The organism is Parabacteroides sp. AF19-14, from assembly GCF_003635485.1.
GTDB classification, from domain to species: Bacteria; Bacteroidota; Bacteroidia; order Bacteroidales; family Tannerellaceae; genus Parabacteroides; species Parabacteroides distasonis.
Window position 1 is genome coordinate 156,382 of sequence record NZ_QTMJ01000007.1, and the last position, 12,866, is coordinate 169,247.

7 protein-coding genes and 1 pseudogene are annotated in these 12,866 nt (G+C 46.3%); all 8 read left to right on the forward strand.

Translation table 11 applies throughout. The features are described 5' to 3' along the window. Positions 1-38 precede the first annotated feature (38 nt). Positions 39-1,022 (forward strand): FecR family protein, encoded by a 984-nt coding sequence (locus tag DWX33_RS09420; RefSeq protein ID WP_122380260.1) that lies wholly within the window; start codon positions 39-41, stop codon positions 1,020-1,022. A 142-nt stretch (positions 1,023-1,164) separates the two neighbouring features. Further along, positions 1,165-4,605 carry a TonB-dependent receptor gene (locus DWX33_RS09425; protein WP_122380261.1) on the forward strand — a complete coding sequence of 1,147 codons (3,441 nt, stop codon included), beginning with the start codon at positions 1,165-1,167 and terminating at the stop codon, positions 4,603-4,605. 18 nt (positions 4,606-4,623) lie between these two features. Then, on the forward strand, positions 4,624-6,288 hold the full coding sequence (locus DWX33_RS09430; RefSeq protein WP_122380262.1) for a RagB/SusD family nutrient uptake outer membrane protein: 1,665 nt from the start codon (positions 4,624-4,626) through the stop codon (positions 6,286-6,288). A gap of 138 nt (positions 6,289-6,426) precedes the next feature. Then, positions 6,427-8,109, forward strand: a complete 1,683-nt coding sequence (locus DWX33_RS09435; RefSeq protein ID WP_199713285.1) for a hypothetical protein — start codon at positions 6,427-6,429, stop codon at positions 8,107-8,109. Next, positions 8,096-9,529 carry a DUF3863 domain-containing protein gene (locus tag DWX33_RS09440; protein ID WP_122380264.1) on the forward strand — a complete coding sequence of 478 codons (1,434 nt, stop codon included), beginning with the start codon at positions 8,096-8,098 and terminating at the stop codon, positions 9,527-9,529. The genes DWX33_RS09435 and DWX33_RS09440 overlap by 14 nt, the downstream gene beginning before the upstream one ends. Positions 9,530-9,536: 7 nt before the next feature. Continuing rightward, positions 9,537-11,369 (forward strand): glycoside hydrolase family 2 protein, encoded by a 1,833-nt coding sequence (locus DWX33_RS09445; protein WP_122380265.1) that lies wholly within the window; start codon positions 9,537-9,539, stop codon positions 11,367-11,369. Positions 11,370-11,468: 99 nt separating this feature from the next. Continuing rightward, complete coding sequence (locus DWX33_RS09450; RefSeq protein ID WP_122378911.1) at positions 11,469-12,614, forward strand: glycerate kinase; 1,146 nt, start codon at positions 11,469-11,471, stop codon at positions 12,612-12,614. A gap of 49 nt (positions 12,615-12,663) precedes the next feature. Further along, positions 12,664-12,834, forward strand: a pseudogene (locus DWX33_RS22810) (GntP family permease); the annotation flags it as partial. Positions 12,835-12,866 lie beyond the last annotated feature (32 nt).

The window sequence follows — 12,866 nt, forward strand, 5'->3', positions numbered from 1 at the left end:
TTTTTATTTGCGGTGTCATTTAAACAAAGACTAGACTCATGGAGAAGAAAAAGCAAATAGGAGAACACATCGTTGACCATTTATCGGAGAGGATGAATGAAGAGATCGTGGATCCGGTTCTGGATGAATGGTTGGCTGAGGATGAGTCTAATCAAGAGGATTTTAAACGGTATAAAGAGATCTGGAAAGAAACAGGCTCTTATCTGGAGCAAGAAACTTTTAATGCTCAATACGCATGGGATAAGATCGATCGTATCAATAAGAAGAGAGATAATAAGCGGAAACGCTTGGTGAATATCGGATATATCATTTCAGGAGTGGCGGCTACTTTATTGCTTGTCCTCGGGTTTTCGAAAATGGGAGTATTTGATAAACAGCCGGAAATGCTGGTTCGAATGACCGCCGATTACGGAAGCCGATCGGAGGTCGTCTTGCCGGATGGTTCCGTTGTTAAGCTGAATTCAGGATCTGATATTACGTATTCCTATAACGCGAAGGAGAATATCAGGGAAGTGAATTTCCAAGGAGAGGGCTTTTTCGATGTCTCGAAGAACAAGATACCGTTCGTGATCAAGATGAACAATGGATTACGCTTAAAGGTACATGGTACTTCTTTTAATTTGCAAGCGTATACGGATGAAAAAACAGTTGAAGCCTCGTTGGTGGAAGGCTGTATCGAGTTGGATCATGGGAATGATAAGTTGCTAATGAACGCCGGTGACATGGCGATTTTCGATAAGCAAACCAACAAGATGAGACCGACATCGGGCGTGTTATCTCATTCGTACAGTTGGCTGGAAGATAAACTCTATATGGATCATATGCCGCTAGCTTCCGTCTGTAAATATCTGGAGAGGAGGTACGATGTGACTATCCATCTTCAAAAGGATTTGGGGAATAGTATACATTACGATGGAGTCATACAGGAGGAAACCATAACGGATATATTGGGCGTACTATCCCGATTGAGTGATATAAGTTATAGCGTGAAAGGAAAAAATATAAGTATAACCTCTAAATAAAGTCTGCCTATGAAGTAAAGAACAGGAATCGCATGAATACACATGAAAAACGGGAAATGCTGGAACATTCCCCGTCATCTTTTTGATCATTAAAATTAGTGCTCGTAACACTAGTGTTAACAAACAATCGAATTACAAATATATGAATTTTTGGAATATAGCAAGGCCGGAAGAGTCTCCGGTCCTTAAAAAAACTTTGTCTATTATGAGATTGACGACATTATTCTCTATCGCATGTTCACTTCAGATCTCGGCCTCTGTCTATTCGCAAGAGACAAAGTTGTCTTTGGACGTTAATAACCAGACAATAAAGGAGGTTCTTTTCAAGATAGAGAAACAGTCTGGCTTCCGTTTTATCTACGAGAGCGAGAAGGTTAACCTGAATAAGAAAGTATCTGTACATGTGAAAGAGCAGACGGTAGAAACTATCTTAAAGCGTCTTTTCGAGCAGGAAGGGATAAAGTATGAGATTACCGAGAATAATTTCATCTTAATTAATCCTTCTACAAAAAACGAGAAAGCCGCTCCTTCTTCACAGGCGGTTTTACAAAAGAAGAATTTGGTAAAAGGGGTAGTGACCGACGAGAATGGTGAACCTATTATTGGCGCGAACGTAGTTGAGAAAGGTACTACTAACGGAACGGTTACGGACCTTGATGGAAAGTTTACGATGGAGGTAGCTGAAAACGGTGTCCTTCAAATCTCTTACATCGGATATGCCATGACGGAATTGCGTCCCGGCAAGGAAGCGAATTTGAACGTGAAGTTACGGGAAGATGCTTTGCAAATGGATGAGGTTGTAGTTGTCGGTTACGGTACGGTAAAAAGAGCGAACTTGGGTGGTGCCGTATCTACGGCTGACGCGAAAGCGTTTGAATCTCGTCCGATTCAGAATGCGGCTCAGGCTTTGCAGGGAGAGGTACCCGGTTTGACGATTACACGTGCCGGAGGCGCTCCGGGTTCGGACATGACCATGAAGGTTCGTGATGTCTCTTCTATCAACGGTGGTACTCCCCTTGTATTGATTGATGGAGCGGAGGGAAACATTAATATGATCAATCCTTCCGATATCGAGAATATTTCCGTATTGAAAGATGGTACGGCCGCTATTTACGGTGCTCGTGCCTCGGATGGTGTTATTCTGGTGACAACGAAAAGTGGTAAGCGCAATCAGAAGACATCTGTTGCTTTTGATGCATATTACTCTATTAAGACTCCAGCGTTGTTAAGGAAACCGGCGAACCTATTACAACATGCGGAGATGGCCTTGGAGATCACCGATGGATCATTCACTCCAGAATACACGAGAGATCAATTGGACCTGATCCGGCAGAATAGTGATCTGGTGTTGACAGATGCGGAATGGGGGCGTTGGACCGGCTATCCGCAATTCTTCAAGGATCAAGACTGGAATGATATGCTTATTGGCAATGGTAATATGCAGAATTACAATGTCAATATCTCCGGTGGTGGAGAGAGATACTCGTATATGTTGTCTTTAGGCCATCTGCGGGAGGAAGGTATCCCTAAATTCGGTGAGGATGTGAACAAGCGTTACTTCGTACGTGCTAAATCGAGCGTCGAGATCTTCAAGAACTTGACTTACGATCTTAATTTAGCTTATGAGGCAAGCAACAGGGACTATTCCTCGGGTTTGACGGAAGGACAAAATATATGGGAACTGATTTATAAGACTCGCTCTTGGACTCCGATGTACAATCCGTCGGGAACTTTCTATACATTCGAGGGTTTCGATAATCCGGCCCAAGTATTGGAAGACGGGGGTATGGTGAATAAGACTACAGGTAATATAACGGTCAACAACCAATTACGCTGGAAAGTGATCGATGGATTACAATTGGTGGGGCAAGCCGTGATCCGTAAGTATGATATGGACGAGAACGTGACGAACAAGAAAATCACCAATTACGATTGGGATAATAACGAGGTCCGGGAGAAACGTACGCCGAATAGCGCAGAGCGTCGTTACCAGAAAACTTTATCCAAGAACTTCACGCTCTATGCTGATTATAAAAAGAACTTCAATGACCGGCATGATTTAAGCGTGATGGTCGGTACTTCCCATGAGTCTGAGAACTATGATAGGTTCACGGCGAAGCGTATTAACTTCGACCAACAAGAAAATATGTCTTTGCAATTGGGTAGCGCCCAAGATCAAAACGCTTGGAGCGAGGGAAATCAGTGGACGATTAATTCTTTCTTCTCAAGAGTGAATTATACGTTTGCCAATAAATATGTCATCGAAGGAACGATCCGTGCGGATGGTAGTTCCCGTTTTGATCCGGATCACCGTTGGGGATGGTTCCCGGGTGTAAACGCGGCTTGGCGTGTCGGGGAAGAGGGCTTCATGAAAAGATTGGGTTGGTTCGAGGACTTGAAGGTAAGGGCTTCTTATGGAGAGATGGGTAATCAGTCTGGTATCGGATTGTATGATTATATTCAATTGATCTCTTTATCGAACGATTATTATCCTTTCGGGACTGGCGTAAAAGGACAAATGGCTACGTCTGGAAATATTATTTCTACCTCTCGTACATGGGAGACGATCCAGACAACCAATGTGGGATTTGATTTCTCGACGCTCAATAACCGTTTATATGGATCGTTCGACTACTTCTGGAAAGAGAATAAGAATATGCTTATCCCGAAGACATATCCTTCTATGTTAGGTGCGGACGCTCCGAGCACGAACAGCGGCCATTTAAGTATTCATGGATGGGAAATCTCTCTAGGCTGGAGGGATCAGATCAAGGATTTCAGTTACTCGGTTCGCTTTAATATCAGTGATGCGAAAAACAAAGTCGTGGATCGGGTTGGAAGTAACCTGATCAAATTAGGTAATAACGAGACTCCGACCGGATATCCGTTGAATTCCTATTTCGGATATGAATTTGATGGAATCATCCAGAATGAGCAAGAATTGGAGGCGTATAAATCTCGTTTCTCGGAAGGGGGTATCCCGGGTGACTTGAGCGTAGGTGACGCTATGTACAAGGACTTGGATGGAGACGGGAAGCTATCCGTATTAGGTGATGGTAAAGAAGGTTCCGGTGACGTGAAATACTTGGGCGACAAGAACCCGCGTTATAATTTCGGCTTTAACCTGAGTATGGCTTGGAAGGGATTCGATTTGAGTGCTTTCATACAAGGAGTCGGCCGTAGGACGATGTTCTTGGAAGGGGAGAGCCGGTGCCCGATGCCAGAGGCATGGTATCAATCCGCCGAGTATTGGTATGGAAAGACTTGGATCCCGGAAAGAACGGACGCCCAGTATCCGGCGATCACGTTGAAGGATAAACGAAACTACAATTATTATGTATCTACGAACACGAAGTTTAACGTTGCGTATGCTCGTTTGAAAAACTTGCAGTTCGGTTATACGATCCCGCAGACTTTGACCTCGAAGGCCGGTTTGCAGAAGGTGCGGGTGTATTTTTCCGGCGAGGATTTATTTGAGGTACATAACACGCCAAATGGTTGGGACCCGGAGGAGAACAGCGGTAGCATTACTTCCTATCCGTTTACCCGTAATTATTCATTTGGTATAAATGTCGTATTTTAAAAATTAAAGCGAAAAGTCATGAAAAACTATCGGATAATATTGGGAAGCTTTATAGTTTCCGCTTTGTTCTTGTCAAGTTGCCAAGATATAGACCTGTTGCCAAAAGATAATATGCCGGACGAGCTATTCTGGAAAACCCCGGATGATTTCGAGAAAGAGGTCAATTGGCTCTACACACGTACCGAGACGTTCGGCACGAAGGATACGGATAGCGATATCGCCTATGAGTTGAACGAGAATACGACGAGCAACGGTACGTTGATCGCCCCGAATACGGATGCCCTATGGGACTCTACTTTCATAGACCTGCGTCAGAGCAATATGATTATCGAGAAGAGCCAGACGTACGAGGGCGATCCCTCGGAGATCGAGCGGTATGTGGCTGAGGCCCGTTTCTTCCGTGCTTACTCGCATTTTCGGTTGATGGCGAAATACAACGATATTCCTATCTTGACGAAGGTGCTTACCGTAGATTCCCCGGAGTTGTATGGTTCTAGGAATAAGCAACAGGAGGTGGAAGACTTCATCTTGTCGGAACTCAACGAGGTGTATGCTAAACTACCCTTGCAAAGTGAGTTAAGCTCGGATGAGGCGGGACGTGTAACCCAAGGCGCTGCCTTGGCGTTGAAAGCGAGGGTTGCCTTGTTTGCCGGGACGTGGGCGAAGTATCACCAGCACCGTTCGGACTATCAGCAGTTGTTGCAACAAGCGATCGATGCCGCTACAAAAGTGATCGATAGTGGTGAGTATGCTTTATATGAAGGCTCTGGTGAGGAGAGCTACCGCTACTTGTTTATCAATGCGGGCGATAATTCAAAAGAAGGTATCTTCGACAGTCGGTATGAGACGGATATCCGCCACCATAGCGACGCGTGCCCTGTATATTGGGGATGGCGAGGGACGCCTACCCGTAAGTTGGCCGATATGTATTTGTGTAAGAGTACGGGATTGCCGATTGAGAACGCTAATTCCGGATTTGAGGGATATGCCACGATCAAGAGTGAGTACGAGAACCGTGATCCTCGTATGACACAGACCTTCTTGATGCCCGGAACCGACTATATCAGTCCGCAAGACGGTGCCTTGACCTGCCCGCCGCAATTTACCATACGTCCCGAGACACGTACGGGTTATAAGTTATGGAAGTATATGGCGGAGACTTCTGTTCCTTCGGACAAGGATGTATTCGACTATCACATCATCCGTTATCCGGAGGTATTGCTGATATTGGCCGAGGCCACTTACGAGAAAGACGGGGCGATTAGCGATGACATCTTGAACAAGACGATCAACGTGATCCGCTCCCGGAAAGGTGTGGAGATGCCTCCTCTGACCAACGCTTTCGTGAAGAGCAATGGGTTGGATATGCGGACGGAGATTCGTCGGGAACGTACGATCGAGTTAGCGTTCGAGGGTTTCCGCAGGGATGATTTGAGACGTTGGAAGACGGCTGAGACGGAATTGATAGGTGCCATAAAAGGTATTAAGCTGAAAGGTTCGGAATACGAGAACTTGGATGTCTTGAACGAGGGAAATCCCGGTTTGACAGACGAAAATGGTTTCTTGGTTGTGGAACCGGCGGAGAATCGTAACTTTGTGACCCCGAAGCATTACTATTATTCCCTTCCGTTGGATGAGTTGTATCTGAACCCGAACTTGGCTCCGAACAACCCGGGGTGGTAGGGTAATGCCTTATATTCCGGTAAAAATGGCTTTTCACCCTTGCGAAATGCTTTTTAGATCTCTAAAAATGATTTTACACCGGTGAAATGCCATTTCTAGAATATTTTATGAGAGTAAATGAATTTAAAATTGAATCGAATGTCATTCATAAAGAAGATAGGTCTTGTATGCTTTATCGTCTTCTGCTGTGCGGGATGCCGTAGCGCGGGAGAGAAACCGGTTGAGAGTGCGGCTGCTCCCCGTATTATCAACATCATCAATTTCATCCGCCAGACAGATTACCGGGTGGAGAACGCTGATAGTTTATTGTACGAGACGGTTTGTGAGCAAGTGAAATTGGTGAATAAATATGATTTACCGGCGACCTTTTTATTACAGTACGATGCGTTGATCAACCCATTGTACCAAGATCTGTTGAAAAGTAAACTCAATGATCATTCCGAGATCGGCGCTTGGTGGGAACTTACGCAACCGCAGATCGAGGCCGCCGGGATCAAGTGGCGTGGCGAGCATTCTTGGGTCTCGCACGCGAATATCGCTTTCAGCACCGGATATACGAAAGAAGAACGGGAGCGACTGGTGGATGTCTATATGGCGAAGTTCAAGGAGATATTCGGCACGTACCCGAAATCGGTCGGCTCTTGGTTTATCGACGCGCATACCTTGGGGTATATGTACGATAAATATAAGATCGTGGCGTCGTGCAACTGCAAGGACCAAGTGGGGACGGATGGTTATACCCTATGGGGTGGTTACTGGAACCAAGCCTATTACCCGAGCCGGGTAAACGCCTATATGCCGGCGCAGACCGAGGAGGGGCAAATCCCCGTTCCTATTTTCCGTATGCTGGGCAGTGATCCTATTTATCAGTATGATGACGGTCTGGGACAAGAGCGTCAAGGGGTGATCTCCTTGGAACCCGTGTATGAGAAGGCGGGCATGGATCGCCGCTGGGTGGATTATTTCTTGGAATCGATCGTGGATCAGCCTTGTCTGGCCTTCAATTACGCGCAAGCGGGACAGGAGAACTCTTTCACGTGGAGTAATATGAGCAAGGGACTGGAGATGCAGATCCCTATCTTGGACTCCTTGAGGAAGGAAAATAAGATCCGGGTGGAGACGCTGGGCGAATCCGGTGCGTGGTTCAAGGAATGCTTCAAGGTTACGCCGGCGACGGCTGTCACTACGTTGACGGATGTCCGTGGAGAAGGCAATAAGACGGTCTGGTTTAACAGCCGTTATTATCGGGCGAACTTATTGTGGGAGAAGGGAACATTCCGCTTTAGGGATATCCATCTTTTCGACGAGAGCTATAAGTCGGCTTATCTGGAAAAGCCCGGAGACGGGAACCAGTTCCTATTCTATACGTTGCCGGTCGTGGACGGATTCATGTGGAGCGAGGGACTCGATCGTGCCGGGCTTCGGATCGTCCGATTAGACAAGGATGGAGATAAGGAGGAACTTGCCTTGGACCATCCGGTAGTGACGGAGATAGGCAAGGATACCTTGGTAGTTTCCGCCGAAGACTCAAAAGGCCATGCTTTCAAGATCACCTTCTATGAGACCCGCTTCGAGGTAGCCGCTCTGTCAAAGGAGGCGGACTTCTCATGGGCTTTAGAGCTAAAGGCTGCGGCAGGGAAGGAGCTACCTTTCACCGTTATAGAGGATAAGGCGGTCAACGCTAGCTTCGATGGTTTTAACTACGTGATCACCTGCGAGAAAGGCCATATAAGGAAACCTGAATCTGGTTCGGATTATGTCTTTAGGATATTTCCGTCGGATCAGGAAATAGTAATAGATTGTACAAATGCGAGAAAGTAATATGAATATATCAGTTTGGAGAAAATGGGTGATCGTATGGATGGTCGCTGTGCTCAGTGGTTTTCAATTAAGGGCGGCGGATCCTGTGGTCGTCCCGGCGAATACGGAACCGCTGACGATAGAAGGAAATCGTTTTGTCACCTTATGTATCATGATACGTACGACGCCTTGGGAAGTCTCCCGGGATGTCAAGTTACATCCCCGCGATGAGGTGGATTGGCATACGCTTGAAGGAGTGCGGGCCTTGCGGGAGGCTTTCGCCACGAATAACCCGAACGGTCGTCTTACATGGGGATTCACGATGAATGCCTTGGAGGACGGACGGAAGAATTACCGGGAGATCCGTGATTATGTAGTGGAGTGCCAAAAGAAATATGGGGATGAGGTTACTTATTTCCCCGGTTATTTTCCTGCGATGTATCTACCCCGTGAGCGGGTAAACCGTGAGATGTCGGAGGCGATAGAGATCATTTCTAAAATGGTAGGAAATGGTTATCGTCCCCAATCGATTATGGGAGGTTTCTTATCGGCCGATAATCTAAGATATCTGGCGGAGAAAGAGAACATCCATGTGGCGCACGCCGTGATCTGGAGCCAGCATAATATAGACGGTGGTGGTGCTGACGGTTCTCCTTCTTATCCTTTCTATCCCTCGACGGAACACTTTTGCAAGCCGGCTCAGGGAAAAAGCGATTTCATCGATTGCGTGAATCTGGATGGCTGGACGATGGACTTTATCTGTGCCCGCCGTAGCGGACAGACCGGACATGGTATCGATGGATACAACAGCCGTAGAGGTGTCGGCCCGATCGAGACGTACAAAGGTTGGGGGCTTGACTTGGGGCATCGTGAGGTGATGCACACGGAAGCGATTCACTTTGATAAAGGTCTTGAGTTGAATGGCTTTGGCTGGGTCGCCAATATCTGGGAGGCGCAGATGGTACATGAGTTCGGGAAGGATCTCATCTGTGATGCCATGAAGATGTGGGTAACGGGTACCAAGGAACGCTGGCCGGATACTCATTTCGTTACGTTCGGAGAATTTGGCGAACTTTGGAGAAAACAATATAAATCGAACGACGACTGGAACTATCGCTTCGTAGAACGTGGCTCTGGTTTGGGAGACTCTTATAATAATTTGGAGATAAAATGGTTTATGAATAAGGAATTCCGCTTGGCCTTATTACGTGATTGGCATACGAAAAATTCCCCGGCTTACGTCATCGACTTTACCCGCTATGATTTGCCGGCTCATGAACCTGCCGATCCCAGCCCGGAGAAACCGGCTAAGGATTGGAGCTTGATCAACAAAATCAACCAAAAAGGTCTCCGGCCGCAAGATAAGCCGGTCTTGATCGATAAGTTGGAGAAAGAAGATCAAGATTTGATCCGGAAATATTATCCGGAATTACTTAAATAGTTGGTTTATGAAAAAGATTACCGTTGTTTGTTTAGCTCTTTGCTCCTTTCTTTTTGGGGGAGATCTCTTCTCCGTAAAGGCGCAAATCCTAGAGAAGTTCACATTGCCTACTCCATGGACAGAGGAGGCATTGAAGGCTGAGATTCCTTTACCGGAATATCCGCGTCCGCAGATGGTGCGTTCGGAATGGTTGAATCTGAATGGTATATGGGATTATATGGGAGGAAAAGACCTGCTTGATCCTGTTACGGCAACCACCCCTCCAGTCTTTCCCGCAAAAGTAGAAAAGATACGTGTGCCGTATCCTCCGGAATCGGAATTATCTGGTATAGCTCGTGGGGGTGATACTTGCCTGTGGTATAAGCGTAGCTTCTCTGTTCCTCAAGCATGGAAGGGCAGGAATGTATTGTTGAATTTTGGGGCTGTAGATCGGATCTCGTCTGTGTTTGTCAACGGTAAGAAGGTGGGTACCCATACGGGAGGGTACGATGCTTTTAGTTTAAATATTACTGATTATTTGAAATACGGTGAAAATGTCCTTGTGGTAGGTGCTTATGATCCTAACGACGGCCGGGCCGCTTCGGGCAAGAACGGCTCACGTGGAGATTATATTTTTACCTCCGGTATCTGGCAAACCGTTTGGCTTGAACCGGTAGAGAAACAATATATTTCTCAGATTAAGCTAGTGCCCGATTTAAAAAATAATCGGTTGGAAGTAATTGCTTATACGGAGGATAAGGAGTTAAAGGTAACGGCTATCGCGGATAATGGTACTTCAGAGGTGGCAAGAACCGAAGGAAATTCCAATATGAGTTTTTACTTGCCTATCCGGGAACCCCGTCTATGGAGTCCAGATGATCCTTTCTTGTATGGTTTGAAATTACAGTTGAAAGATCGAAAGGGTGAGATAATAGATGAGGTATCTTCTTATTTTGGTATGCGTTCTGTTAGTATGGGAAAGGTAGATGGTGTGCTTCGGCCTTTATTGAACGGGGAGTTTGTTTTCCATATCGGTCTTTTAGATCAAGGTTATTGGCCCGATGGCGCATTTACTGCTCCTACCGACAAGGCTTTGTTGTATGATATAGAACTGGCGAAACGTGCGGGTTTTAATGTAATACGCAAGCATATCAAAGTAGAGCCTCAACGTTGGTATTATCATTGTGACAGGCTTGGCTTGATGGTTTGGCAAGATATGCCGAATCTTTGGGAGCCGGATGGTGAGGATTCCGTGGCGGTTCGTAAACAGTTCCGTGACGAATTGAAAGTGATGATCGACCAACACGTCAGCTCGCCTTCTATCGTGATGTGGGTTCCGTTTAATGAGAATTGGGGAGCCTTTGAAGCGACAGACATCACCGCTTGGGTGAAAAAGTACGATCCGAATCGTTGGGTAAACGGTATGTCGGGATATAATTACGCTCCGGGCTATCGTAAGGCTTATGGAGATCCCGGAAATGGAGATTTCGTGGATATGCATCATTATGGCAAGATCGAGCCTAAGGCGATCCCCCGTCCCGATGATAAACGTGCTGCGTCCCTTGGCGAATTCGGAGGAAAAGGTCTATTTGTGCGTGGGCATATGTGGCCTGTACGCAATGACGCTTATGAGATGATGTTGAATAGAGAAATCTTGACCGATACCTATGTATTAATGCTTACCGAGCTAGAGCAGATGATAAACTATTTCGGACTAAGCACGGCCATCTATACGCAGACTACAGATGTGGAACATGAGATAAACGGCTTGGTCACTTATGACCGAAAGGTGGAAAAGATGGATCTGGAGAAGGTTAAATACATCAATCAAGAGGTAATCAAATGTACACGGGCAAAATAAAGAATACCTAGTTAAGTTTATGGGAGTGTCCTCGGAAAAGGACACTCCTTTTTTATATATTTGGGCATCTTATTTTTCATGTTATAAAAAGGTTGGTAAATGAAAAAAATCGTTGTTGCTTCCGATTCATTTAAAGGCTCAGTATCTTCTATTGAAGTGGCTGAATGTGCCAAGTTGGCGATCCATAAGGTCTTTCCGGATTGCGAGGTCGTGAAAATCCCGGTTGGGGATGGGGGAGAAGGTACCGTGGAGACTTTAATTACGGCGATGGGTGGAGAAGCCGTATCTTGTGTCGTACATGATCCGTTGATGAGATCGGTCGAGGCCACTTATGGGATACTGGGAGATAATCGTACGGCGGTTATCGAGATGGCGACGGCGAGTGGTCTTACGTTAGTGCCTGTGTCGGAGCGTAATCCCTTGAGAACAACGACGTATGGAACCGGAGAGTTGATAAAAGACGCTATGGATCGTGGTTGCCGGGATTTCTTGATAGGAATAGGAGGAAGCGCAACGAATGACGGAGGAACCGGTATGTTGCAGGCCTTGGGTTTTCGTTTTCTTGATAGAAACGGGAATGAGCTGGGATTGGGTGGGCAGATCCTTAATCAGATTTATGAGATAGATTGCTCAAGGGCATTATCGCAATTGCGGGAAACTTCATTTACCATAGCCTGCGATGTGAATAACCCTTTTTATGGTGAGAAAGGGGCGGCGTATGTCTTTGCCCGCCAAAAGGGAGCGGACGACGCTATGGTCCGTTTGCTGGATGAGGGCTTGCGAAATTTTGCGGAAGTCATAAAAAGAACGGGACGAATAGAGATAGACGACATTCCGGGTGCGGGAGCCGCAGGTGGTTTAGGTGGAGGATTTGTCGCTTTCCTAAAGGCTGAACTTAAACCCGGTATCCAGATGGTTCTGGATGCCTTGCGTTTTGATGAATGTATACGGGGGGCGGATCTAATTATTACGGGAGAAGGTAAACTGGATAAACAGACTTGCATGGGAAAGACCCCATGCGGAGTATTGCAGGCAGGCATGAGACAGGGTATCCCGGTTATCGTAATGGGTGGTTCCGTAGAGGAGGTAGAGGCACTTAATAAATCCGGGTTTCTGGCGGTCTTGCCACTTCTTCCTTATCCGGTTTCCTTGGAGCAGGCGATGGATAAGGATTTCACTTGCTGGAATATTGGGCGTGCCTTGGAACAACAATTGCGTGTAATCCAATACTATATGAATCACTAACACATGGGTATAATGAGTGCATGGGGAGCTTTTATCGGATTATTAGTGTCATTCTGGTGCTACCGTGCTTGATCATTTACCGCATGGATCGTTCTTCCACGCTACTGGTGGGGTAGCGGATATAAGCATTCGTGAGCGGTTGAGGCTGATTCCTTATGAGACCGCAATCGGCGCTATTTTGGCCGTTGGGACTATAATTGCTTATCTTACCGTAAATTAGTTCTTTTCGTGATGAGGCTTATTCTTTTCGTT

Excerpts from the sequence above, each read along its gene's own strand:
- DWX33_RS09420 (WP_122380260.1), top strand. The coding sequence starts at position 39 with ATGGAGAAGAAAAAGCAAATAGGAGAACACATCGTTGACCATTTATCG.
- DWX33_RS09445 (WP_122380265.1), top strand. The coding sequence starts at position 9,537 with ATGAAAAAGATTACCGTTGTTTGTTTAGCTCTTTGCTCCTTTCTTTTT.
- DWX33_RS09425 (WP_122380261.1), top strand. The coding sequence starts at position 1,165 with ATGAATTTTTGGAATATAGCAAGGCCGGAAGAGTCTCCGGTCCTTAAA.
- DWX33_RS09435 (WP_199713285.1), top strand. The coding sequence starts at position 6,427 with ATGTCATTCATAAAGAAGATAGGTCTTGTATGCTTTATCGTCTTCTGC.
- DWX33_RS09430 (WP_122380262.1), top strand. The coding sequence starts at position 4,624 with ATGAAAAACTATCGGATAATATTGGGAAGCTTTATAGTTTCCGCTTTG.
- DWX33_RS09450 (WP_122378911.1), top strand. The coding sequence starts at position 11,469 with ATGAAAAAAATCGTTGTTGCTTCCGATTCATTTAAAGGCTCAGTATCT.
- DWX33_RS09440 (WP_122380264.1), top strand. The coding sequence starts at position 8,096 with ATGCGAGAAAGTAATATGAATATATCAGTTTGGAGAAAATGGGTGATC.